General features: G+C 70.8%; 23 protein-coding genes and 1 pseudogene. 11 read left to right on the top strand and 13 right to left on the bottom strand.

What is annotated here, in order from left to right:
- Window positions 1–196 (bottom strand): hypothetical protein (locus H0X00_RS06855; protein ID WP_293768386.1); only part of this gene is annotated, 196 nt, incomplete at its 3' end.
- 101 nt (window positions 197–297) lie between these two features.
- Between H0X00_RS06855 and H0X00_RS06850 the strand changes: the two genes are divergently transcribed.
- On the top strand, window positions 298–801 hold the full coding sequence (locus tag H0X00_RS06850; RefSeq protein WP_367186468.1) for an inorganic diphosphatase: 504 nt from the start codon (window positions 298–300) through the stop codon (window positions 799–801).
- Between the two features lie 157 nt (window positions 802–958).
- Window positions 959–2341, top strand: a complete 1383-nt coding sequence (locus tag H0X00_RS06845; protein WP_293768383.1) for an MFS transporter — start codon at window positions 959–961, stop codon at window positions 2339–2341.
- A gap of 87 nt (window positions 2342–2428) precedes the next feature.
- Here H0X00_RS06845 and H0X00_RS06840 read toward each other — a convergent pair whose 3' ends face one another.
- On the bottom strand, window positions 2429–2761 hold the full coding sequence (locus H0X00_RS06840) for a hypothetical protein (RefSeq protein WP_293768382.1): 333 nt from the start codon (window positions 2759–2761) through the stop codon (window positions 2429–2431).
- Window positions 2762–2860: 99 nt separating this feature from the next.
- On the opposite strand from H0X00_RS06840, the gene H0X00_RS06835 reads away from it, so the two are divergent.
- The 3 genes from H0X00_RS06835 (at window position 2861) to H0X00_RS06825 (ending at window position 4197) form a co-directional block, all read left to right on the top strand.
- Entirely contained in the window at window positions 2861–3250 is a 390-nt protein-coding gene (locus H0X00_RS06835; protein ID WP_293768380.1) for a VOC family protein, read from the top strand.
- Between the two features lie 52 nt (window positions 3251–3302).
- Entirely contained in the window at window positions 3303–3554 is a 252-nt protein-coding gene (locus tag H0X00_RS06830; RefSeq protein ID WP_293768378.1) for a hypothetical protein, read from the top strand.
- Between the two features lie 196 nt (window positions 3555–3750).
- Entirely contained in the window at window positions 3751–4197 is a 447-nt protein-coding gene (locus tag H0X00_RS06825; protein ID WP_293768376.1) for a hypothetical protein, read from the top strand.
- A gap of 24 nt (window positions 4198–4221) precedes the next feature.
- Here the strand turns inward: H0X00_RS06825 and H0X00_RS06820 are convergent, their stop codons facing one another.
- Window positions 4222–4965: a PIG-L deacetylase family protein gene (locus tag H0X00_RS06820; RefSeq protein WP_293768374.1), complete on the bottom strand. Its 744-nt coding sequence runs from the start codon at window positions 4963–4965 to the stop codon at window positions 4222–4224.
- 124 nt (window positions 4966–5089) lie between these two features.
- Here H0X00_RS06820 and H0X00_RS06815 point away from each other — a divergent pair, with 124 nt between their 5' ends.
- Entirely contained in the window at window positions 5090–5506 is a 417-nt protein-coding gene (locus tag H0X00_RS06815; protein ID WP_293768372.1) for an ANTAR domain-containing protein, read from the top strand.
- A gap of 14 nt (window positions 5507–5520) precedes the next feature.
- On the opposite strand, the gene H0X00_RS06810 is transcribed toward H0X00_RS06815, so the two are convergent.
- A complete protein-coding gene (locus H0X00_RS06810; protein ID WP_293768370.1) occupies window positions 5521–9282 on the bottom strand; it encodes a SpoIIE family protein phosphatase in 3762 nt (1253 codons plus the stop codon).
- A gap of 159 nt (window positions 9283–9441) precedes the next feature.
- On the opposite strand from H0X00_RS06810, the gene H0X00_RS06805 reads away from it, so the two are divergent.
- Window positions 9442–12180 (top strand): SpoIIE family protein phosphatase, encoded by a 2739-nt coding sequence (locus H0X00_RS06805; protein WP_293768368.1) that lies wholly within the window; start codon window positions 9442–9444, stop codon window positions 12178–12180.
- On the opposite strand, the gene H0X00_RS06800 is transcribed toward H0X00_RS06805, so the two are convergent.
- From H0X00_RS06800 to H0X00_RS06785, 4 genes and pseudogenes are all read right to left on the bottom strand, one after another.
- Window positions 12177–13004 carry a hypothetical protein gene (locus tag H0X00_RS06800; protein WP_293768366.1) on the bottom strand — a complete coding sequence of 276 codons (828 nt, stop codon included), beginning with the start codon at window positions 13002–13004 and terminating at the stop codon, window positions 12177–12179. The genes H0X00_RS06805 and H0X00_RS06800 overlap by 4 nt on opposite strands.
- A gap of 40 nt (window positions 13005–13044) precedes the next feature.
- Window positions 13045–13524: a hypothetical protein gene (locus H0X00_RS06795; protein ID WP_293768364.1), complete on the bottom strand. Its 480-nt coding sequence runs from the start codon at window positions 13522–13524 to the stop codon at window positions 13045–13047.
- An 84-nt stretch (window positions 13525–13608) separates the two neighbouring features.
- Window positions 13609–13980, bottom strand: a complete 372-nt coding sequence (locus H0X00_RS06790) for an ATP-binding protein (protein ID WP_293768388.1) — start codon at window positions 13978–13980, stop codon at window positions 13609–13611.
- A gap of 94 nt (window positions 13981–14074) precedes the next feature.
- Window positions 14075–14332 (bottom strand): annotated as a pseudogene (locus H0X00_RS06785) (short-chain dehydrogenase); the annotation flags it as partial.
- A 134-nt stretch (window positions 14333–14466) separates the two neighbouring features.
- Between H0X00_RS06785 and H0X00_RS06780 the strand changes: the two are divergent.
- Window positions 14467–15450: an NADPH:quinone oxidoreductase family protein gene (locus tag H0X00_RS06780; protein WP_293768360.1), complete on the top strand. Its 984-nt coding sequence runs from the start codon at window positions 14467–14469 to the stop codon at window positions 15448–15450.
- Window positions 15451–15542: 92 nt separating this feature from the next.
- A complete protein-coding gene (locus tag H0X00_RS06775) occupies window positions 15543–15815 on the top strand; it encodes a hypothetical protein (protein WP_293768358.1) in 273 nt (90 codons plus the stop codon).
- A gap of 13 nt (window positions 15816–15828) precedes the next feature.
- On the opposite strand, the gene H0X00_RS06770 is transcribed toward H0X00_RS06775, so the two are convergent.
- Window positions 15829–16830: an NADP-dependent oxidoreductase gene (locus H0X00_RS06770; protein WP_293768356.1), complete on the bottom strand. Its 1002-nt coding sequence runs from the start codon at window positions 16828–16830 to the stop codon at window positions 15829–15831.
- 139 nt (window positions 16831–16969) lie between these two features.
- On the opposite strand from H0X00_RS06770, the gene H0X00_RS06765 reads away from it, so the two are divergent.
- Window positions 16970–18532, top strand: a complete 1563-nt coding sequence (locus H0X00_RS06765; protein ID WP_293768354.1) for a long-chain-fatty-acid--CoA ligase — start codon at window positions 16970–16972, stop codon at window positions 18530–18532.
- Here H0X00_RS06765 and H0X00_RS06760 read toward each other — a convergent pair.
- The gene (locus H0X00_RS06760) at window positions 18529–20172 is read right to left on the bottom strand and encodes an MFS transporter (protein WP_293768352.1); all 1644 of its coding nucleotides are present in this window, start codon (window positions 20170–20172) and stop codon (window positions 18529–18531) included. The genes H0X00_RS06765 and H0X00_RS06760 overlap by 4 nt on opposite strands.
- A 216-nt stretch (window positions 20173–20388) precedes the next feature.
- Between H0X00_RS06760 and H0X00_RS06755 the strand changes: the two genes are divergently transcribed.
- A complete protein-coding gene (locus H0X00_RS06755) occupies window positions 20389–21270 on the top strand; it encodes a metal ABC transporter permease (RefSeq protein ID WP_293768350.1) in 882 nt (293 codons plus the stop codon).
- Here H0X00_RS06755 and H0X00_RS06750 read toward each other — a convergent pair.
- From H0X00_RS06750 to H0X00_RS06740, 3 genes are all read right to left on the bottom strand, one after another.
- A complete protein-coding gene (locus tag H0X00_RS06750) occupies window positions 21158–22411 on the bottom strand; it encodes a YibE/F family protein (protein ID WP_293768348.1) in 1254 nt (417 codons plus the stop codon). The two genes, H0X00_RS06755 and H0X00_RS06750, sit on opposite strands and share 113 nt — an antisense overlap.
- Window positions 22408–23112: a TIGR03943 family protein gene (locus tag H0X00_RS06745; RefSeq protein ID WP_293768346.1), complete on the bottom strand. Its 705-nt coding sequence runs from the start codon at window positions 23110–23112 to the stop codon at window positions 22408–22410. The genes H0X00_RS06750 and H0X00_RS06745 overlap by 4 nt, the downstream gene beginning before the upstream one ends.
- On the bottom strand, window positions 23109–23819 hold a 711-nt coding region (locus H0X00_RS06740; RefSeq protein WP_293768344.1), incomplete at its 5' end, for a permease. The genes H0X00_RS06745 and H0X00_RS06740, both read right to left, overlap by 4 nt.

The raw sequence follows: 23819 nt of genomic DNA, 5'->3' as shown, positions 1-23819 counted from the left end.
GGGCGGCCCCGAGGCCGGCGGCGGTGGGGCCGGTCCCCGTCGCCGGGTCGACCGGGGCCAGCACCTGAGGCACGCCGTGCAGGGGTGTGGGGCCCGGCGTGACCTCAGCTGAGGAGACGGCGGCGGACACGGCGCTGGGCGCCAGAGCCAGCACCGCGGCAACCGCGACGAGCCGCGAGCGCACCGGAATCCGCACCTTGGCCTCCCACCCGATCGGCCTTGATCAAGACCGCTGAGAGATTATCGAGGCGCCCGAGCCGATCCCGACGGAAGCGACGCCCCGCGATGACGAGCCCCCTGCAGTTCGACGTCACCATCGAGATCCCCAAGGGCCACCGGAACAAGTACGAGGTCGATCACGTCAGCGGCCGGATCCGGCTGGACCGGATGCTGTTCACCTCGACCCGCTACCCGGCCGACTACGGCTTCGTGGAGAACACCCTCGGCGAGGACGGCGACCCGCTGGACGCGCTCGTGCTGGTGGACGAGCCGACCTTCCCCGGCTGCCTCATCCTGTGCCGCGCGATCGGCATGTTCCGGATGACGGATGAGAAGGGCGGGGACGACAAGGTGCTCTGCGTACCGGCGAACGACCCGCGCGTCGAGCACATCCGCGACATCCACCACCTGCCGGAGTTCGACCGCCTCGAGATCCAGCACTTCTTCGAGGTCTACAAGGACCTCGAGCCCGGCAAGTCCGTCGAGGGCGCCAGCTGGGTGGACCGGGTCGCCGCCGAGAAGGAGATCGAGGCCTCCCGCAAGCGCCTGGTCGACCAGGGTGATTCACCTCACGCCCACTAATTTTCTGCGCGGCACTCACGCTCGCACACGCTCGTTCTCACGGGCTGAGGGTCTCCGGGTGCGGCACGAAGTGCGTTTCGGTTAACACAGCACACACAGACCGGCAACAACCGTGCCGGACTCTGCTGGGGTCGCCGCACCGCATCAGGAGACCCCCATGACGATCGCTGCTGAGTCCCCCTGGGCCGCCCCCGAGGCCCCCGCCACCACCGAGCGCCCGCACTGGATCGACGACTGGCGCCCTGAGGACGTGGAGTTCTGGGAGAGCAAGGGCAAGAAGGTCGCCCGGCGCAACCTGATCTTCTCGATCTTCTCCGAGCACATCGGGTTCTCGGTGTGGACGATGTGGTCCACCCTCGTGCTCTTCCTCGGCCCGGCCTACGGCATCACGCCGGCCGAGAAGTTCACGATCGTCTCGGTCGCAGCCGCGGCCGGATCGTTCCTGCGCCTGCCCTACACGTTCGCGGTCGCCAAGTTCGGCGGTCGGAACTGGACGATCTTCTCCGCCGGCGTGCTGCTGGTGCCGACGATCCTCACCTTCTTCCTGCTCGAGCCCGGCATCGAATACTCGACGCTGCTCATCCTCGCCGCGGTCGCCGGCGTCGGTGGCGGCAACTTCGCCTCCTCGATGGCGAACATCAACGTGTTCTACCCGGCCCGCCTCAAGGGCCGCGCGCTCGGCCTCAACGCCGCGGGCGGCAACCTGGGCGTCGCCACGATCCAGATCGTCGGCCTGATCATCCTGGCCACCGCGGGCGTCGGCCACCCGAAGATGGTGGTCGGGATCTACATCCCGTTCATCGTGCTCTCGGCGCTGTTCTCCGCGATGTACATGGACAACATCACTCACGCCACGAACGAGAAGGGCGCGATGCGGGAGGTCTGCAAGGACTCGCAGACCTGGATCATGTCCTTCCTCTACATCGGCACCTTCGGCTCGTTCATCGGCTTCGGCTTCGCCTTCGGCCAGGTGCTGCTCACCCAGTTCCCGGCGGACTTCCCGACCCCGCGCGATGCCGCCGAGATCACCTTCATCGGGGCGCTGATCGGCTCGATCGCCCGGCCGATCGGCGGCATGCTCGCCGACAAGCTCGGCGGCGCCCTGGTGACCTTCTGGAACTTCGTCGGCATGGCCAGCTTCGCGGCCATCGTCTACGTCGCCTCCACGCAGGACTCGCTGACGATGTTCTTGTTCGGCTTCGTCGGCCTGTTCATCACCTCGGGCATCGGCAACGGCTCGACCTACAAGATGATCCCGATGATCTTCCGCGCCAAGGCGCAGAGCGCGGTCGCGGCCGGCACGGACTCGGCGGCCGCCGACCGGCACGCCCGTCGGATGTCCGGCGCCCTGATCGGCATCGCCGGCGCAGTCGGTGCCTTCGGTGGTGTGCTGGTGAACATCGCCTTCCGCGAGTCGTTCATGCGCAACGGCAACGGCGACGCGGCCTACCTGAGCTTCCTGATCTTCTACGGCCTCTGCTTCGCGGTCACCTGGTTCGTCTACCTGCGCCCGAGCGAGAAGAAGCTGCTCGGCGTCTAGTACCCACGCTCCGCGCAACTCCGGGCGAACGGCCCCGGACCCGGTCCCCTCACACCGGTCCGGGGCCGCTTCCGTTCTGACGCGACATCAGCTCGCGGGAGTGCGCACCCGGACCGACTCGAAGGCGCCATCGAAGTCCTTGAAGGCGCTGAAGCTGCCGGCCTCCTGGCCGGTGGTGCAGCTCGCGTCGGTGAAGACAAAGGCGTCCGCGATCGAGTAGTTGTGGGCACCGGTCGCGCCGGGGGTGGCGAAGCACTGGTCGTCGGCCGGGAACGGGATCGGGGTATCCCCGCTCGGGCCGGTCCAGACCACGACGCCAACGGCGGCGTCGGCGGCGGGTGCGCCGAGGGTTACGAGCGCGGCCGTGGCGGCGACCGCCGCGCCGACCGCGGCGCGGGTGATGAACGGGTGCGTAGGCATGCGGAACCTCCGGGAGTAGGCCTGGCACCTAATTCGTCCGCCGCGCCGTCCCGGATGGGTGGGTTCGTCCGAATTCTTCGACCGGGAAGAATCGGGCCCATGGACGTCCTCGGAAGCCGCATGCTCCTGCACCCCAGCGACCACCCCCGTTCACGGCACTTCTACGAGGAGAGCCTCGGGCTGGCCGTGTACCGGGAGTTCGGCCCCCCGGACCACCCGGGCGTGGTCTTCCACCTGGGCAACGGCCTGCTGGAAGTGTCCGGGCAGTCCCAGGACGGCCCGAACGCGGCGGTGGCGCTGTGGATCCAGGTCCGGAACGTGCAGAAGCAGCACGACCGCCTGGCCGCGGCGGGGGTCACGATCTTGCGCCCACCGGTGCAGGAGCCCTGGGGACTGATCGAATGCTGGATCGCCGACCCCGACGGGATGCGGATCGTGCTGGTCGAGGTCCCACCGGAGCACCCACTCCGCCGCGACCCGCGGCCGTGACCGCTCGCTAAACTCGGGGTAGCGCCCGACTACCGCGTCGAAAGGGGTCACCGTGCCGACACCGATCATCCGCGTAGCCAAGCTGCTCGCGTCCCCGACGGGGCGCAAGGCGATGAAGCGGGCCAACGAGGAGGTCCGCAAGCAGATGGCGGACCCCAAGAACAAGGAACGCCTGGCCAAGGCCCAGGAGCAGGTCCGCAAGCAGATGGCCGACCCCAAGAACAAGGAACGACTGGACACCCTCAAGTCCAAGGTCATCGGCAAGCCCGGCCCGGACCGACCCGGCCCGACCACCAAAAAGTGACTGAGCGTCAGGCCTCTTCTGGAACTACTCCAAATCGGTGACCCCTCCGCGCCCGATCCGTCACTTGATCGAAAGCTTTTAGCACCTCTTTGGTCGAGCGACCGATGACCGCGTGCCGTAGGCGCTGACAGAGTGGGCGGACCGCGATCCGCCGACGCGGTACCGCTGCACCCCCGGAAGAACGGACGACGTTCTCATGTCCGGAGAACCAGCCGGAACGACCCTGAACATTCCTCAGGCAGACGCCCGCGTCCGCCTGCAGAAGCTCGCCTACTCGATCCTCAGCCCGAGCCTGGGCCGCCGCGGGCGGACCCTGATCGCGCACGTCGCGGTCGACCGCGCGTTCGTCTCGAGCGAGGTCAGCCCGGTCGCGGCCTACCCGGTCCTGCGCGAGCGGGTCGTCCGCCGGACGCTGGCCACCGGCCGGCGCCGCGCGGTGCTCGCCGGACGTCCTCGGGCGAGTGTGACCGCGGAGCCCGACCTGACCTTTCTGCTGCCGGCCGCCCGGGCCGCCTACGCCCTGCGCCACGTCGAGGGCCTGAACCGCACCGAGACCCATGCGGTGCTTGCCGCGGTCGGTGTCGGCGATCCCGCGACCGCGACAACGCTCGCCGACCGCATCCTCATCGACACCCGGCGCTGACCCGACGCGGGAGTTTGCGGCAGGTCAGCGGGTGTCGAGTACCAGGAAGCTCTCCGCAAGGCGGCCTTCCGGCAGCCCGCCGGCCTGGGCCTGACGCGCGCCCCAGCCGCGCATCATCTCCTCCAGCTTGTCCATGTGCGCGGTCTGCGAGACATGAGCCAGCAACGCCGCGACCTTGCGGTCGACGGTGTCGGTGATGTCGACGTGGCGGTCACCGTCGCCCATGGGCGCCATCACCCAGGTCTCGGCGACGGCGTGCGGAGCCAGGCCCTCGTCCCGCAGGAGCTCGGGGTGGGCGAACTCGTTGCGCGCGTCGGGGTAGACCGCGCACATGGCCGCCTCCCCGGCGGCGGTGTGGTCGGGGTGGCTGCCGTACATGCTGCGCAGGTCCCGGGTCGGCGACTGGATCACGACCCGGGTGGGCCGGAACCGGCGGATCGCGCGCGCCAGGTCACGGCGCAGTTCCAGGGTCACGGTCACCCGGCCGTCCGGGTAACCCAGGAAGTCGACCTCGCTGACACCGAGCACCGCGGCGGCCTTGCGCTGCTCCTCGCGGCGCAGCGCTCCCACCTCCGCGCGCGTGAGCGAGGCGTCGCTCCCGCCGGCGTCGCCGTCGGTGACGATGCAGTAGGCGACCTCGATCCCGGCTGCGGTCCAGCCGGCGATGGTTCCGCCGACGCCGTAGTCGACGTCGTCCGGGTGGGCGGTGATCACGAGGACCCGGGTGGGGTCCTGGTCCGGGATGTCAGCGGGCAGGTCAGCGGGCATGGCCCGCACAACGCTGCCGCGCGGGGCGGCATTCCGTCCCTGCGCATCCCGCGCCACGGGTGGGGTAGGGGTCGGGTGCACAACACGCCCGCCACGACGCCCCCCTGGACGGAGGCCGAGATCGATGCCCGCGAACGACTACGGAATCGGCGCAGCCGCCCCCCGGCCCGGCGACACCCGGGAGCACGAGGATGTCCGCCTGCGACGCGTCCATGAGCACCTCGACCAGGTCGCGCGCTCGTTGCAGGATCTCGGCGCGCGCGCCGATACCGACCGGGAAACCGCGGAGCCGTCGATCGACGGGCTCCACGCCCAGCTGGCGGAGTTGCAGGCCGAGCTGGATGGTCTGCGGACCGCGATGCGCAACCGCGGCGTGATCGAGCAGGCCAAGGGCATGCTGATGGTTCGGCTCCGGGTCGACGAGGGCAAGGCGTTCGACTATCTGCGCACGTTGTCCAACACGACGAATCGCAAGCTGTCCGAGGTGGCCGGAGAGGTGGTCCGCACCCGGGCCGGGGAATCAGACTTCCCGCTCGGATGACGGAGCGTCAGAACCTAACGACGCGCCGCCGGGTTCAGGGCGAGCACGCACCACACCGCCTTCCCGGCCGATGTCGGTCGCACCCCCCAGCGCTGGGCCAGGTTGGCGACCAGCATCAGGCCGCGGCCGTGCTCGTCGTCGACCGCCGGCCGCAACCGGCGCGGCAGGAACTGGGCCTCGTCGCTCACCTCGATCATCAGCGCGTCGCGGGTGTGGCGCAGCCTTAGCTCCACCGGGGCGGTGCCGTGCGTGAGGGCGTTGGTGATGAGTTCGCCGATCAGCAGCTCGGCGTCCGCGCTCCGGTCGTCGCCCACGTCCCAGCCCGTCAGGATCCGACGTGCCCAGTGGCGCGCCGAGGCGACCGCGCGCGCCGTGTCGCCGGCGGCGAACCGCACGCTGGGGACCACCAGCCCGTCAAGCGGAATCCGGGCCAGCAGCACCGCCACGTCGTCGTCCTGCCCCTCGGGCAGCATGCGCGCGACCAGGGAGGCGGGCAGGTCGGCCAGGTCGTCGGTCGAGGCGGCCGCCTCGGTCGCCAGCAGGGAAATGCCGGCGTCGATGTCGCGGTCGCGCCGCTCCACGAGTCCGTCGGTGTAGAGGACGAGGGTCATCCCGGGAGTCATCGCCACCGTCTCCTCGCTGATCGTCAGCGGGCCACTGCCCAGCGGTGCCCCGGCGCTCGCGGTGAGCCGGCGCACCGACCCGTCGGCCGCGATGAGCAGCGGAGGCAGGTGCCCCGCGTTGGCGAAGGTCAGGGTGTGCTCCACCGGATCGAAGACGGCGTAGACGGTGGTGACGATCTGGTCCTCGCCGAGTTCGCGGACGGCGCCGTCGCAGAGCTCGAGTACGTCGGCCGGGGGCAGGTCGAGTCGGGCGTAGGCGCGGATGGCGGCCCGTAGCTGACCCATCACGGCGGCCGCCCGCACGCCGCGGCCCATGACGTCGCCGATGACCAGCGCGGTGCGCCCGGCGCCGAGCTCGATCACGTCGTACCAGTCGCCGCCGACCTGGGTGCCCTCGACACCGGCCTGGTAGAAGCTGGCGACGTTGAGGTGGTCAGGGTCGAAATCGAGCCCGGGCAGCAGGCTCGCCTGCAGCTCTTCGGCAATCTGGTGCTCACGCACGGCGACCTGACGGGCCGCCACATCGATGATGGCCTGCTGCTCGGCGCAACGCCGCTCGCCCACGTCCTGGATCGATCCGCGCAAGGTGATCGCGTTGCCCTCGGCGTCCCGGATGGCCTCGCCGACGATCTCCATCATGACCTCGCCGCCGTCGCCGGTGCGGAACCACGCGTCGTAGGCGATGGGCGCGCCATCCAGGCCGGCAGTCAGTGCGTCGGCTACCCGCTGCCGGTCCGACGCGTGCAGCAGGGTGTCCAGGGCACTGTCCAGGTCGAGCGTCGCCAGCTGGTGCGGCGTCATCCGGAGCATGCGGCCGAACTCGGGCGAGGTGGTCATTCCGCCGGTGGCGACGTCGATCTCCCAGGACGCGACCCGCGCCAGGCGTTGCGTCTGGTCCAGCAGCGTCCGGCTCTCCTCCAGCTTCGCACGGGCCCGCCGGGCGCGGTCGAGCTCCACGTTGGTCCGCACCCGGGCCAACAGCTCCCGGGCCGTGAACGGCTTGGTGAGGTAGTCGTCGGCTCCGGACTCCAGGCCCTCGTGGACCCCGTCCTCACCGCCCCGCGCGGACAGCATGATCACCGGTAACCCCGCCGTCCGCGGCGCGGCACGCAACGCCGCGAGCAGCTCGAAGCCGTCGACGTTGGGCATCATCACGTCGGTGAGCACCAGGTCGGGTAGCTGCTGCTCGATCCGGCGCAGCGCGTCGGCGCCGTCGACGGCGAGCTCGACGCGGTAGCTGCCGACCAACAGCGAGGCGAGGTAGCTGCGCAGGTCAGCATTGTCCTCGACGACCAGCACGCACGGCCGTTCGCCGTCGGCCGGCCCGGGCAGGCTGCCGATGAGGTCCGAGGCCTCGGCCTCACCCACCCAGCGGGCCGCCTCGTCGAGGGAATGCCGGACCTCGAGCCCGGGTTCCGCCTGCGCCGGCAACGTGCCCGGGACCCGCGGGGCCGGCACGCGAACGGTGAAGGCGCTTCCGACCCCCACCGCACTCTCGACGCCGACCCCACCGCCGAGCAGGGCGGCCAACTCGGACACGAGCGCCAACCCGATACCCGAGCCTTCGTGGGAACGCGAACGAGCGCCCTTGACCCGCTGGAAACGTTCGAACAGGTGCTCCTGATCGGCGGGATCGATCCCGATTCCGGTGTCCCTCACCGTCAGCTCGGCGGTGCCGTCCGAGGTCTCCGGCCCGGGCAGGCGCAACTCGACCCAGATGCCGCCGGCGAAGGTGAACTTCACCGCGTTCGACAACAGGTTCAGCACGATCTTGGTCCACAGGTCCCGGTCCATGCAGACCGGCGCCGACACCGCGGGGACGTCCATCCGCAGGGTCAGGCCCGCCTGCTCGGTCACCGACTCGAACATGCCGACCAGATCGGCGGTGTGCCGGGCGAGGTCGACCGGCTCCAGGTCCGGTTCCACTCGGCCGGCCTCGAGCCGGGAGAAGTCCAGCAGCGTGTTGACCAGGCCGAGGAGCCGGTGCGCGCTGCGCTGAGCCACTTCCATACGGGCCTGCTGCCGGAGGGCGAGCGGATGCTCGCGGTCCGCGAGGGCGTCCGCCACCGGCCCCAGGATCAAGGTCAGCGGCGTGCGCAGTTCGTGACTGACGTTGGTGAAGAACGCCGTCTTGGCGCGGTCGAGTTCGGCCAACTGTTCGGCCCGGTGCCGCTCGTGTTCGTAGGCCGATGCCGCCGCGACCGCCGCGACAACCTGACGGGAGGTCAGTTCGAGAAAACCCCGGTAGGCCTCGTCCAGCGGCCGGTAGCGGTTGAGTCCGGCCACCAGCCACGCCACCGGCGCCGCGCCCGGTTGAGCCACCAGCGGAAGCACCATCGCGTGGGTCGGTGGCTCCGGCTGGTCGCCGGCCGGCAGGTCGACGAAGCGATCTGCGAGCTCGACCACGGACGGGCCCAGCGCCGGCAGCGGCCAACAGGCCTCGGCCCCGATCTCCAACCGCGGCGGCGCCGCCGGATGCTCGGCGTCGAGGCCCACGGCGCAGGCCAGCAACGCCTGCGGCGGGTCCGCCTTGCGTTCTCCGGCGGTGACGTAGAACAGCGCGAACGGGAAATCCGAGCGGTTGCGGCCCAGCTGGTCACAGGCCGCGGCGTAGATCTCGGAGGGGGTGAGCAGCGCGGAGACCGCGGCGCCGAGCTCGCGCAACGTCGCCATCCGCCGCGCCGAGATCACCCGATCGGTCTCCTCGCTGACCACGCAGAGCATCCCGGTGACCGAGTCCTCGTCGTCGGCCAGCGGACTGTAGGAGAACGTGTGGTAGGTCTCCTCCGGGTAGCCCGGGCGTTCCAGGTAGAGGCGCAGGCCCTCGTCCCAGGTCGCCTCACCGGTGCGGATCACCCTGTCGATGCGCGAGCCGATCTCCGGCCAGATCTCCGCCCAGACCTCCCGCGCGGGGCGGCCCAACGCCCAGGGGTACTTGGACCCGAGAGTGTCCTGGCGGTAGGCGTCGTTGCAGAAGAACGTGAGCTCGGGCCCCCAGGCCATCCACATCGCGAAGCGCGAGCCCAGCATCGTGCGCACGGAGATGCGCAGGCTCTGCGGCCAGTCGGCGCGCGGACCCAGCGGCGTCCCGGCCCAGTCCACTGCGGCGAGATCACGCTCGACCATCGAGTTGGAGATGACCTCTCCGCTCACTCAGGGCACGATTCGCGGTTCCTCACACCGGTTTGAGCGAGGACGGCCGCCAGCTCGACCTCCCCGGCAGTCTCGCCCGCCCGCCGCGTCGGATCAACCCCACGACCGGCCCGCCGAGGCAGAATGGCCCGAAGCGACGGGACGCTGCGAGGAGGTCAAGTGGTCCCTGCGCGCGAGCTGATGCTCGCCGCCGAGCCGGACGCCGCCCCGCGGGCCCGGCGATTCGTGGCGGAGGTGCTCGCCGACGCGCCCGAGGACACCGTCAGCACCGCGGAGCTCGTCGTCACCGAGCTGGTGACCAACGCCGTGCTCCACGCCAAGGCCCCGATCGTGGTCCGCATCTTCCGCACCGACGGTGGCGCGCGGATCGAGGTGGAGGACGGCGGACGTGACCTGCCGATCGCTCCGCCGCTCAACCCGCACTCGATGACCGGCCGCGGACTGGCTCTGGTCACCGCGACCACCGCGGGCTGGGGCGTCGAGCCGCTGGCCGGTGGGCGTAAGACGATCTGGGCCGAGGTGAGCGCCGGGCCGCCAGGAGCGGGTCTCCCCGAGCTCGACCTGACCCACCTCGAGCGCCCCGGCCTGCACCCGACGGACGAGCCGGTCTTCACGGTGCGCCTGGGGTCGGTTCCCACCGACCTGCTGTTGGCGGCGAAGGGCCACGTGGACAACGTGCTCCGCGAATTCCACCTCGTCACCTCGGGCGCCGCGACGGTGGAGAACCAGCCGCCACCGGAGCTCGCGACGCTGATCGAGACGATGGCGCAGGACTTCGCCGTCGCGCGCAACGAGATCAAACGCCAGGCTGTCGCCGCAGCGGGGCGGGGCGACCTGGAGACCGAGCTGGTGCTCACCCTCCCGGTCTCGGCGGCCGCCGCGGGTGAGCGCTACCTGGCCGCGCTGGACAAGGTCGACGCCTACGCCCGTTCCGCTGCGCTGCTGACCCTGGAGTCCGCACCCGCGCACCGGGTGTTCCGGCAGTGGTACGTCCAGGGCCTGGTCGACCGGCTCCGCGCGCTGGCCGCCGGTGGTTCACTGCCGGTGGTGCCGAGTTTTCCGCAGGCCCTGGCGGCCGAGGTGGAACGGCTGTCCTCGATGCGCGACGTCTCCGACCGCTTGAGCCGACTGCAGCAGGTCACCGGCGAACTGAGCCAGGCCCGGACCGTCTCGGACACCGCGAGCGCGCTCGCCGGCAGCGCCGCGCGGCACCTGGATGCGCTGTCCGCCCGGGTCTACCTGCTGCAGGGCGACGCCTTGGCGCCGGTGACGCCGGCGTCGCTGGACGAGCCCTGGGCGGGCGGCGACGACCCGATCCCGTTGACCGCGGACCGGCCCGCCGCCGAGGTCGCCCGCTCGCGCAAGCCCTTGGCCGTGCGTGGACGTGCCGCCCTGGCCGGACGCTATCCGGACGCGGCGGAGACCTTCCCCGACGACGTGGCCCTGCACAGCGCGCCCTTGATCGTGGGGGCCGAGTGCATCGGCGTGCTCACTCTGACCTTCCCCATCGTGGGAATGGACGAGCAGAGCCATACCGACATCGTCACCACGCTCGCCGACACCGTCGCCCAGGCGCTCGAACGCGCGATCAGCACCGAGCGGGCGGCCGAGGCCAACGCGAAGCTGGCCGCCGCCAACGAGCGGCTCGCGTTCATCGCCGACGCCTCGATCGTGCTGTCCGGCACGCTGGACTACGAAGGGACCCTGGACGCGATCCCGAAACTGATGATCCCTCGGTTCGCCGACTGGTGCTCCCTGCAGTTGATGGACGAAGGCGCCCTGCGGCTGGTCGCGATCACCCATGTCGATCCCGAGCGCACGAAGCTGGGGCACGAGATCATGCGGCGCTACCCGGTGCGGCCCAATACCGACGTCGGCGCCGGACGGGTGCTGCGCACCGGCCGGCCGGAACTGCTCGACCCGGTGACGCCGGAAATGATCGAGGCGGCGGCCGTCGAGTCCGGTCACGGGGCGCTGCTGCGGGGCCTGGGGGCGGCCAGCGCACTGGTCGTGCCGTTGGTTCATCAGGAGGAGCTGACCGGCGTCCTCACCCTCGTCTACTCCGAGCCGAGCCGGAAGTACGTGGCCGCCGACGTCCCGTTCGCGCAGGACATCGCGCGCCGGGTGGGGGCCGCGTTGCGTTCGGCGTCCGCGTATCGGGACAAGGCCGGTGAGCTGGCCGACGTCCGCCGGGTGGCCGACGCAGCGCAGCGAGCCATCCTCGCCCCGCCACCGGCGCTGATCGGGCCGGTGGCGCTGGCCGCCCGCTATGTGGGCGCGGCCGCAGAGGCCCAGGTGGGCGGAGACTTTTACGAGGTGGTCCCGCGACCCGGGTCGGTGCGGATGCTGATCGGAGATGTCCGCGGCAAGGGACTGAGCGCGGTCCGGGTGGCCACCATCGTGCTCGGGGAGTTCCGGGCGGTCGCCGCCGACCTGGCCAACCTACCCGCGATCGCCGGTCGGCTGGACCAACGGCTACGCCCGCACCTGGGCGAGGAGGACTTCGTCACCGCCCTGCTCGCCGAGATCCACGACGATGGCACCTTCTCGGTGGCCTCCTGCGGGCATCCGCCGGCCCTGATGCTGACGGGTGATCAGATCAACGAGGTCGGCACCGAGTTCTCGTTGCCGCTCGGGCTGGGCGCGGACCCGGTGCTGGAGAGCGGGCAGCTCCGTCCCGGTGACCGTCTGCTGCTCTACACCGACGGCGCGATCGAGACCCGCGACGCCGACCGCAGGTTCCTGGACTTCATCGAGCTGCTGCGTCCTGCGTTGGACCGCGACCACGTCGGCGTGCTCGACGCCGTGCTGACCTCGCTGCGACAGAACGCCGGCGGATCACGGCTCAACGACGACCTCGCGCTGCTGATCGCGGAGTACCGCGGCCAGATGTCCTAGACCGACAGCACCTTGACGCGCCGAGCAGCCGCCTTGGCGTCCTTCTCAGCTTCGATCACCTGCTTCCTCGCCCAGTCCAACTGCTGGGTGAGGTCTGCGGCGACCGCCGTCAACTCCTCGACCCGGGCCTGCGCCTCTTCGGCGGCCTCCGCAGCTTCCGCCCGGTCACGTTCGAGCCGCTCCGCCGCCGCCTGCTGCTCGGCGGCCTTCGCCTCGGCTTCGGCCGCCTCGGCAGCCGCGACGTCGTCGCCCTTCTTACCCTTCGGCGGTGCCGTCGCCGGTGCCTTCGCCGGCGCTTTCGGAGACGGCGACGGGACTGCGACCAGGGTGGCCAGCGCCGGCATCTCGCCGAAGCCGGCCCACACCAGCGCCTTGGTCAGTTGCCCACTGCGCACCGCGATGCCGAAGTCTTCGGTGGCCAGGGCTGCGGTCAGCGTGCTCTCGATCTCCAGCGCGACGGCATCGCTCACCGCCTGACCCAGTTCCTCGGACAACGCCCGGGCCTGCCGGGTCAGCGCCGGCACCCGCAGATTGCGTTCCCGGCTCAGCGACCGGATGCGGTCGGCGTCGCGGGCGTGCTCGGCCGCGCGCATGTCCGCCCCCAGTTCGAGCAGGGCCTCGACGTCGGCCGGGTGGTGACGGACCAGGTGGTTGACGACCCAGGCCGAGGTGGACGGACGCGCCAGCGCGGTGATGCTCGCCGCGAGGTCGCGCTCGCCGGCCGTCTTCGCCGCCTTGGCCGCGGCGTTGCGCGCGGCGGTGAACTCCGCCGCGGGCAACCCGTACAGCTCGGCGGCGACCTCGTTCAGCGCATCGTGGGCCATGGGTCGACGTTAGGGCAGGAACGTCTGCACCGTTCCCGCGTCAGCTCTGGACGGCCAGACCCGCCAGGTGCGCGCGAGCCGCAGTCAGCACAGTGCTGCGCTTGGAGTTCTCCTCCTCGAAGGCCAGCACCGTGCGGACCTCTTCGGCCTCGGTGAGCTCCCGGATGGCGTGGGCTGCATCCTTGGCGGCCAGTGCGTCGTAAGAACGGATCGGCAGCTCGGAGGGCAGCGTCACCTCGACGTCGAGGTCGACAGCGGCCTCGGCGAGCGGAATCGGGTCGACGACCAGTTCGCGCTCGGCCGGCGCAGCGCTTTTCCTGGGCGCGCTCGTCCGCGCGGCGGTCGGTGTCGAGGGAACCGCGACCGGGCCCGTGGTGGATGCGCTCGCGGGCCCCGTCGTTGACCGTCGCACCGTGCGGTAGATCAATGCGGCTGCCCCGGCGAGCGCCGGCAACGTCAGGTGACCTGCCAGCTTGCGGCCGGTGCGCAGCGCGGTGAAAGGGAGGGCGAGCACACTCATGGTGGAGTCCTTCGGATCGGCGAACGTTGTTCACCCAACTGCCCGAAGGAGGCGGCTGCATTCACCGCCTCGCCGGGTGCCTGCTCACACTTTCAGCGTGAACCAGACCGCCTTGCCGTCGGCGTCATCTTCGTGCCCCCAGTCGTCGCTGACGACGTCCACCAGCAGCAGGCCGCGACCGCCTTCGGCGTCCGCGTCGGCGTCGCGCGGCTGCGGCGTTCCCGGGTCGGAGTCGCGCACCCGGATGTGGAGTTGGTCCTCGCCGGCACAGCACACTTGCAACTCGATCGGCGGGGCGCCGTACCTGACGGCGTTGGTCACCAGTTCGGAGACCAACAACTGAGCTTCCTCGACCACCTCGGCCACGTGAGAACCACAACAGGCCTCGGCCAGAAATTTCCGGGCGGCGCGTGGGGCGGTCGTGTCAGCAGGAAGCACTACCTGACGGGGGCCCATCGTGCAGGGCACGGCCTTGACCTCCTTGTAGGCACCGAGCTCAGAGGTCGCAACTACCCGGTCGGTAGCAAGACCGAAACCTGGCTCGGCCGTCTCAGCCGTCGCCCTCCAACGCGGCCCAGCAATCAGGTCGGGTGCCGTCGAGGTCGGTGAACCCGAACTCCCGGGCCAGGTGAGCGGACGTGACGGAGGCCTGATTCCAGCGGGCACGCTGGGAATCCGCCGCGACCGCTCGACCGACGAAACGGGTGGACTCGGAGTCGGCGAAACCCGGCGCGGTCGTTCCCACCGCGTCCTTCCAGGTCTGTTCTGTGGTGGAGAACACCTCCAGCATGAGCTCCGACCGCATCCAGCGGTGCAGATCACGGTGGCGCCGGCCACGACGGCGATGCGGCCTTTGAGCGCCGCGGGGTCCGGTGTCCAGTCCATGGCGACGACCCTGCCACGTGCTCCGGGCAGACTTCCATCGGTGCGAGACTGCGGGCCATGCGCGCTTGGCAGGTCACTGAACTCGGCGAACCCACCGCCGTCCTTCGTCTCGCGGAAACCGCAATTCCCGCTCCTGCTCCCGGGCAGGTGATCGTGCGGACACTCGCGACGGCAGCCAACTTCCCCGACGTCCTGATGTGCCGGGGCGAGTACCAGGAGAAGCCCGAGCTGCCGTTCACGCCGGGCGTCGAGGTCTGCGGCGAGGTGACTGCCCTGGGCGAGGGCGTCACCGGCGTCGCGGTCGGTGACCGGGTGATGGGGATGCCGATCCGCCGGCACGGCGGCTTCGCCGACTACGCGGTGCTCCCCGGCGATCTGGTCTTCCCGGCGCCGCCGAGCCTCGATGACGCCGAGGCCTCGGCGTTCATGATCGCCTACCAGACCGGCTGGTTCGCCCTGCACAAGCGGACGCAGCTGCAGCCCGGCGAGACCCTGTTGGTCCACGCCGCCGCGGGCGGGGTCGGCAGCGCGGCGATCCAGCTCGGCAAGGCCGCCGGGGCCACCGTCATCGGCGTGGTGGGCGGACCGGCCAAGGCCGCCTACGCGCACGACCTGGGCGCCGACCTGGTGATCGACCGGCACACGGAGAACTTCGTCTCGGTGGTCAAGGAGTTCACCGAGGGCCGCGGCGCCGACGTCGTCTACGACCCGGTCGGCGGTGATGCCTACAACGGCTCCACCAAGTGCATCGCCTTCGAGGGCCGCATCCTGGTGATCGGGTTCGCCGGCGGCACGATCCCCACCGCGGCGTTGAATCACGCGCTGATCAAGAACTACTCCATCGTGGGCCTGCACTGGGGGCTGTACCGCGAGAAGAACCCGGCCGCCCTCTTCGCCTGCCATGCGGAGCTGGACAAACTGGTGGCCGACGGCGCGATCCGGCCACTGATCAGCGAGCGGATCGGTCTGGAGCAGGTGCCGGACGCCCTCCAACGCCTCGCCGACGGGAAGACGGTGGGACGAATCTGCTACGTCGCGTGATCTGGATCTCCGCACGGTGACGCGTGGACCGCTGGCGCACTGGGAATACCACCGGCATCGCCCCGACCGGGGCCTGAGTTCGGAGGATCGACGTGATCGGTTTCATCGTTGCCGGCCTGGTGATAGGCCTGCTCGCTCGCCTGATCAAGCCCGGTAAGCAGAACCTTGGCTTCCTCGCCACCCTCGCCCTGGGTCTGGTCGGCTCGGTCATCGGTGGCTCGATCGCAGCTGCGATCGGCACCGGCGACATCATGGAGCTCGACATGCTCGGCTTCATCTGCGCCGTGGTTGCCGCCTTCCTGCTGATCGGCGTCGCCGAGGCCATCGCGCCGAAGCGCAAGAAGAAGCACTTCGCCCACCGCTGAACCTGACGCTACGTCAGAGCGCGACGACCATCTTTCCTTCGTTGTCGCCGCGGAGCACCCGACGTAACGCCTCGGGGGCGTTGTCCAGACCATGGACAACGTCCTCGCGGTGCTTAAGACTGCCGTCCGCGACCCAGCCCACGAGCTTGGTCAGGGCCTCGCCGTAGCGGTCGGCGTAGTCCATCACGATGAACCCCTGCATCACCCCGCGCTGCCGGATGAGCATCCGGTACGCCGCCGGACCGACCGGCTTGCCGTTGTCGTTGTAGCTCGCGATCGCGCCGCACAGCACGACCCGGCCACCGAGCGCCAGCCGGGTCAGCGCCAGGTCGAGCGCCGGCCCGCCGGTGTTGTCGAAGAAGACGTTCACACCGTCCGGGCAGGCCTCGTCGAGCAGCTTCGCCAGATCCGGTGAGCGGTAGTCCAGCGCCGCGTCGAAGCCCAACTCCAGCAGCCAGTCGCGTTTGGCCGCGGTGCCGGCCAGACCGACCACCCGGCACCCGGCGATTCTGGCCAGCTGTCCGGCGAGCGAGCCGGTGGCACCGGCGGCCGCGGAGATCAGCACGGTCTCCCCCGGCACCGGCTTGCCGATGTCGAACAAGCCCCAGTACGCGGTCTGCCCGTTCATGCCGAGCACACCGAGGGAGAGCACTGGATCCGCTTCTTCCGGCAGCACCCAGGTCTCGTCGGCCTCGGTGAGGACGGCGTACTGCTGCCAGCACAGCTTGCCGCCGACCCAGGCGCCGAGCGGGTAGCGCGGGTTGCGGGAGTCCACCACCTCGCCCACACCGAGGCTGAGCATCGGCAGGCCGGGCGTGGCCTCGAAGCCGTAGGCGCCGCCGGGGTTCATCCAGATCCGCTGGGCCGGGTCCACCGACAGGTACCGGACCCGCACCACGGCCTGGCCGGGTCCGACCCGCGGGACGCGGTCGGTGACGATCTCGAAGCAGGAGTCGTCCGGCTCAGCCGCCGGGTGCTCGCGCAGCAGGATCTTCCGGTTGTTGACCAGGTCCATCCCCCGACCCTGCCATGGCCCCGACGGGCCAACTATGGCCGTAACCGGGGACTATTTCCCGTCCTCCTCCGTTGCCGTAGCGGATCGCGCCGAGCACGATAGCGCCCAGTCCCGTTTCGGCCACCGAAGGATCGCCCTGATGACCGCTCCCGCGCCGCGCCTGATCTCCGATCGCCTCGTGCACTGGGCGACCGAACTGCCGGACTCCCCCGCGCTGCGCTTCGGCGGGCAGAACTGGACCTGGGGACAGTGGAACGACCGCCTGGAGCGGTTGGCCGGCGCACTGGGCGGACTCGGCATCGGGCGCGGCACGGTCGTCGCCACCTACGACAAGAATTCCCCGGCCTGCCTCGATGTGACGATGGCGGCCAGCGCGGTCGGCGCGGCCCACGCGATCGCGAACTGGCGCCTCTCGCCCGAGGAGGTCACCTACGTCCTCGCCGACTCCGGCGCCGAGATCGTGTTCGTCGGGGCCGAGTTCGCCAAGGTGCTCGAGTCGATCCGCGGCTCGCTGCCCGCCGTCCGCGAGGTCGTCGTGGTGGGCTCCGACGGCGGCTTCGAGGACCAGTACGAAGCGCTGCTCGCCGGCGCGGACCCGACCCCGTTGGCCGGCGCGGAGCCGTCGGATCCCGCGCTGATCCTCTACACCTCGGGAACCACCGGCTTCCCCAAGGGCGCGATGCTCACTCATGCCAACCTCAACGCGCACTCAGCCGGTCTGGACCCGGTCTTCAATACGAGCCACGAGGACCGCTACCTGCTCGCGATGCCGCTCTTCCACGTCGGCGGCACCTGCCCCGGCGTGATGTGCGTGTACGTCGGAACGCCGATCACCCTCACCCGCGAGGCGACGCCCGAGCACCTGTTCCCCGGCCTCGTCGGTGCGACCCACGCGTTCTTCGTGCCGGCGATCTTCGCGGCACTGCTGCAGGCCGGCGAGGTCGGGCGCAACGCGCTCGCCACCGTCAAGCTGCTCTCCTACGGCGCGGCTCCGATGCCGGCCCCGGTGATGCGGGGCTCGCTCGAGGCCTGGCCGAACGCACGCTTCCTGCAGGTGTATGGGATGACCGAGCTGGCCGGGGCCGTCGTCGCCCTGGAGGACGAGGCGCACCGCGACCCGGCGCACCCGGAACGACTCAGCGCCGCCGGCCGGGCGATGCTGGGGTCCGAGGTCCAGATCGTCGATCCCTCGACGCTGGAGCCGGTGGCGGCGGGCACCTCGGGTGAGGTGTGGATCCGCGGCGGCACGGTGATGGCCGGCTACCTGAACAAGCCCGAGGCCACCGCCGAGGCGATCACCGCCGACGGCTGGATGCGCACCGGCGACGTCGGGCACCTGGACTCCGAGAGCTTCCTGTTCATCTCCGACCGGGTGAAGGACATGATCATCACCGGCGGGGAGAACGTGTACTCCCCCGAGGTCGAGCGCGTGCTCTCCGAGCACCCGGACCTGCTCGAGGTCGCGGTCATCGGCGTCCCCGACGACAGGTGGGGCGAGTCCGTGAAGGCCGTCGTCGTCGCCAAGCCCGGCGCCACCGTCGACCCCGACGCCGTCATCGCCTACGCCCGCGAGCGCCTCGCCCACTTCAAGGCCCCGCGCACCGTCGACGTCCTCGACGAACTCCCCCGCAACGGCACCGGCAAGATCCTCAAGACCGTGCTGCGCAAGCCCTACTGGGAAGGCCGCGACCGCCAGGTCTAATCGCTTGCGTCAGCGAAAGCGGTTGCTATAGCCACCGTTCTCGCTGACGTAAGGGGGGTCGTGGGGGCGGGGATGGGGGAGCCGCACTCCGCACACACCAGAGCCTCAGGTTCGGCGATCGCGTCCGCAGGCGGCGGGGGCTCCAGCCCCACCTCCGCCAGGGGGTGGGAGGGGAGGTAGATGGCGGCGAGGAGGAAGCCGACGAGGCAGACGCCGGCGGCGACCCAGCAGCCGAGCTGCAGGCCGTCGATGAAGGCCTGTTGGGCGAAGCCGACGATGCTGGGCTCGCCGGTCTGCTCGGCAACGGCGAACGCGGCGCCGACGGACTCGCGCGCGGGCTCCAGGACGGCCGGGTTCGTGATGTCGTCCCCGAGGCTGCTGCGGTAGGTCGAGAGCGCGACACTGCCGATCACCGCGACGCCGAGCGTGCCGCCGAGTTCGCGGGTCGCGTCGTTGACGGCCGATCCGATGCCGGCCTTCGCGGCCGGGACGACGCCCATGATCGCCTCGGTCGCGGGGGCGCTGGTCAGGCCCATCCCGATGCCGATGGTCATCATCTGGCCGACGATCGTCGGGTAGGTGGTGGTCTCGGTGCAGGTGGAGACCCAGTAGAAGCCGCCGACCAGGAACAGGGAACCGGCGCAGACCACCAGCTTGGTGCCCAGCCGGACCGCGAGCGGGGTGCCGACCAGCGAGGCACCGGCCACCGCTATCGCCACCGGGACCTGCCGCAGGCCGGCCTCCAGCACGCCCCAGCCGAGCACGAACTGGGCGTACTGGGTGATCAGGAAGATGAAGCCGAACAACGCGAAGAAGGAGAACGTGACCGCGCCGGAGGCCGCGGTGAAGCGCAGGTTGGCGAACAGGCGGACGTCGAGCATCGGCTGCTCGACGTGGCTCTCCCAGATCGCGAAGGCGACCAGCAGGCAGGTCGCGGCCCCGAAGTCGCCGAGGCTGGCCGGAGATCCCCAACCTCGGTCGGGCGCCTGGATGATCGCGTAGACCAAGGCGCCGAGCGCCGCGGTCGAGAGCACCAGGCCCACGTAGTCGAGCCGCGGCACCGACGGGTCCCGGCTGGTCGGGACGTACAGCGCCGTCAGCCCCAGAGTGATGGTGGCGACCACGGCGCAGAACAGGAACGCCGCGCCCCACTCGGTGCCCTCGACCAGCGCGCCGCCGATGATCGGCCCGACCGCGACCGACGCGCCGGAGGCCGCGCCCCACATCCCGATCGCCTGCGCGCGTTCGCGGCGGTTCGGGAAGACGTTGGAGATGATCGAGAGCGTGGTCGGGAAGACCACGGCAGCACCGAGACCGGCGACCGCGCGCCAGAGGATGAGCATCTCCGGGTTGAGCGCGAACGCCGACAGCGCGGAGGCGACGATGTAGATCACCAAGCCGGTCATCAGGGCGCCCTTGCGCCCGAACCGGTCCGAGAGCGACCCGGCGGCGAGCACGAACGCGGCGAAGACCAGGTTGAACGCGTCGACGATCCAGAGCAGGTCCTTGGTGGAGGCGTCCAACTCGCGGTTCAACGTCGGCAGCAGGATGTTCACGATCATCGTCGCGACCATCACGCAGAACACGGCCAGGCAGAGGACGACAAGGATCAGCCAGCGATTGACCTGCCGCTGTTCCATCCCGCCTCCGACCGTCCCGCCGCGTCCGCCGCCCTCATCCCTGCAGACGGCTCCGCCTCGGCGAAATCATCGGACCGGGCTTCTGTAGAACGTAGTTCCACAACCCGCAAGGGTCAATCAATACCGCCGCGGTCGGCCCCCGATCTCCCCAACCCGTCCCGCTGGTACCTTGTTGACAACGGTTATCATTATCGATTCGTCGGGTGGAGCGCGGAGATGGTTGCTGCCGGCGCCGACTGGTCGCGCGTCATCAACTTCGACGACTACGGCTCGCTGTTCGAGCTCGCGCGGAACTCCCTGATCGCCGGGATCGCGGTCGCACTGGTCGCCGGGCTCCTCTCCCCGTTCGTGATGACCCGCGACCTGCCCTTCGCGGTGCACGGGATCAGCGAACTGTCCTTCGCCGGCGCCGCGGGCGCGCTGCTGCTGGGCACCAGCGTCGTGCTCGGCTCGATCGCGGGCTCGCTGATCGCCGCCCTCCTGGTGGGTGCGCTCGGCACCCGCGCCCGCGACCGCAACTCCCTGGTCGGTGTGCTGATGCCGTTCGGGCTCGGGCTCGGCGTGCTCTTCCTCGCCCTCTACGAAGGCCGCGCGGCCAACAAGTTCGGGCTGCTCACCGGGCAGATCATCGCCGTCGAGGACACCAAGATGGGCGCGCTGCTGTGCATCTGTGGCGTGGTCGCCGCGGTGATGGCGTTGATCTGGCGGCCTTTGACCTTCGCCAGCGTCGACCCGGACGTGGCGGTCGCCCGGGGGATCAACGTGCGGGCGCTCTCCATCGTGTTCATGCTGCTGCTCGGCCTGACCATCGCCGCGGCGATCCAGATCATCGGCGCGCTCCTGGTGCTCGCCCTGCTCTGCACGCCGGCCGCCGCCGCGATGCAGGTCAGTGCGTCCGCCCGGAACATCACCCTGCTCTCGGTCACGTTCTCGACGGTCTCGATGGGCGGCGGGATCCTGCTCGCCCTGGGCAGCGAGGTCCCGATCAGCCCCTACGTGACCACGCTGTCGTTCGGAATTTACGCCGTCTGCCGCGTGATCGGGATCCAGCGGACGCGGCAGGGCTGGGCAGCACGGCCACAGCCAGCCACGTCGTGAGCGGGACCGCGGCCAGGATCCCGATGCTGCCGACCGCGGTACGCACCACCTCGGTCGCGACCACCTCGCTGGTGAGCAGGTCCGCGGTCGAGCGGCCGCCGGCGGTGAAGAGCAGCAGCAGCGGCAGCGAGGCTCCGGCGTAGGCGAGCACCAGGGTGTTCACGGTCGAGGCGATGTGCGCCCGGCCCACCCGGTTGGCCGCGGCGAAGAGCGCGGTCCGCGGCATCGCCGGATCGGCGCGGTGCAGCTCGGCCACCGTCACCGCCTGAGTGACCGTCACATCGTCCAGCACGCCGAGTGAGCCGATGATGATGCCGGCCAACAGCAGCCCACGGACGTCCACGTCCGGATAGGACGCGCTGATCATCCCGGCGTTCTCGCTCGCCAGCCCGGTGAAGTGGGCCGCGTTGGTGAACACCAGACCGAGTACCCCGGTGAGCAGCAACGCCCCGAGAGTGCCCAGCACGGCGACCGAGGTCCAGACGTTGACCCCGTGGGTCAGGTAGAGCACGGCGAACATGATCACCGCGGAGCCGGCCACCGCGACCAGCAGCGGCGAGGAGCCGTTCAGGATCGCCGGGAGGACGAACAGCACGAGCACCGCGAAGCTGACGATCAGGCCGCCGAGCGCGGCCAGTCCCTGCCACCGTCCGGCGATGATCACGACGGCCACGAACAGCAGCGCCAGCAGCAGGAGCGGGGAGCCGCGCTGAAAATCGATGACCTGGTACTGCGACCCTGGCGGGGCATCCGGCCCGTAGACCATGACGATCTTGTCTCCGCCGGCCAGCGTGGGGGCACCGATCCCGGCCGGTGCCGGGACCGAGACGGTCTGCCCTTCGCCCGGGCCGCCGGTAATGCGCACGTCGGCCTGCGGGCAGGCGGTCGGGCCGGGGCCGCAGTCGCCCGGGTGGATCGCGGTGACCGTTCCCCGGGCCAGGTCCTGGTCGAGCCCCTGGGTGTTGGTCGATCGCTGTTCGCCCGGCCAGAGCACGACCATCGCAATCAGGGCGGCGAGCGCCGCCGGGACCAGCAGCAGCGCGAGCAGGCGGCCGCTGCCCGCCGGTGCCGCCGGTGCATCGGCGGCGTTCCCGTGGGAGTGCCCGTGGCCGTGCCCAGGCGAGGACCCGTGCGCCGTCATTCGTAGGGATTCGCGGGCTCGTCGACCGGGCTGACCTCCACGGCCTCAACGACCGGCACCGCGAGCGAGGGATTCGCCGCGTCGCTGGCCACGTACCGCCCGACCACCCGCACCCAGGAGTCGCTGGACGGAGCGACCGCGCCGCGGACCTCGACCTTGGTGGCCAGCGCATCGGCGGCGCAGCAGGTCAGCGTCATCCGCGTCAGGTACCAGCCGCCGCCCTTGCGCGGGCTGGCGAAACCGATCATCTCCACCGTCCGGCCGGCCAGCGTGCGGCCGTCGTCCCAGACCGCGCGGACGCCGTACTCACTCAGCGGGATACGCGCCGGGTCCCCGGCCGGCAGCGCGGCGAAGTCGCTGGAATCCGGCTCTGCGACGGTGCCGGGGTCGCGCTCGGCGGCCCACGAACCCAGCGGCGGCGGGGCGACGAATCCGATCGCCAGCACCGGGAGGACGAGCAGCCAGCCCGCGCGGGGGAGCTGGTGCTCGTCGTGGTCACAACGGATGTCATCCGCAGCGACGGGCGCCCGGCGGAGGGCGAGGAGATCGGCGATGCCGATCACGATGAAGGCGAGCGCGGCCAGCAGCAACGGCACGTGCATCGCAGGCTTGAGGTAGTTCAGGTAGCGGCCGTCGACCGTGATCGAGCCGAGCGCGACGCCGACGACCAGCAGCAGCACCGACTGATAGGCGCGGGTCACAGCAGCACCGCCCCGATCAGCAGGCTGGCCGCGACCGCGACCGCGAACGTCACCGGCGCGAACCACACCACGAAGCGGCGACCGAAGGTCCCGCTCTGCAGCGCGATCAGCTTGACGTCGACCGCGGGGCCGACGACCAGGAAGGCCAGTCGCGCGGTGAGCGGGAACGCGGTCAGGGACGCGGCGACGAAGGCGTCGGCCTCCGAGCAGACCGCGAGGGCGACGGCGAGCACAGCCAGCACCAGGACCGAGACCAGCAGATCGCCGCCGAGGGAGTCCAGGGCCGAGCGCGGCACCGCGACGTTCAGCGTGGCCGCGGTCAGTCCGCCGATCACCAGGAATCCCCCGGCATGGGTGAGGTCGTGCGCCACGCTGGTGCGGAACACCGCCGCCCGGCCGGCGCCGGGTGCGGGCTCCGGCCGGGGCGCCGGCCGCATCCAGGACATCCGGCCGAAGCGCAGCCAGAGCCAGCCCACCACCACCGCGGTGAGCAGCGAGGCGAGGAATCGGGCCGCGACCATCTCCGGCATGCCGGGGAACGCGACCGCGGTGGACACCATCACCACCGGATTGATCGCAGGCGCGGAGAGGAGGAAGGCCAGCGCCGCCGCCGGCGGGATCCCGCGGCGGATCAGGGAGGCAGCGACCGGAACTGACGCGCACTCACACCCGGGCAGGACGGCGCCGGCCAGGCCGGCCACCGGAAC

The sequence above is a fragment of the Sporichthya sp. genome, from assembly GCF_013815995.1.
In the GTDB taxonomy this organism is placed as follows: domain Bacteria; phylum Actinomycetota; class Actinomycetes; order Sporichthyales; family Sporichthyaceae; genus Sporichthya.
Note: the sequence above shows the minus strand (reverse complement) of the source record. Positions and strands in the feature narration are given on the sequence as shown.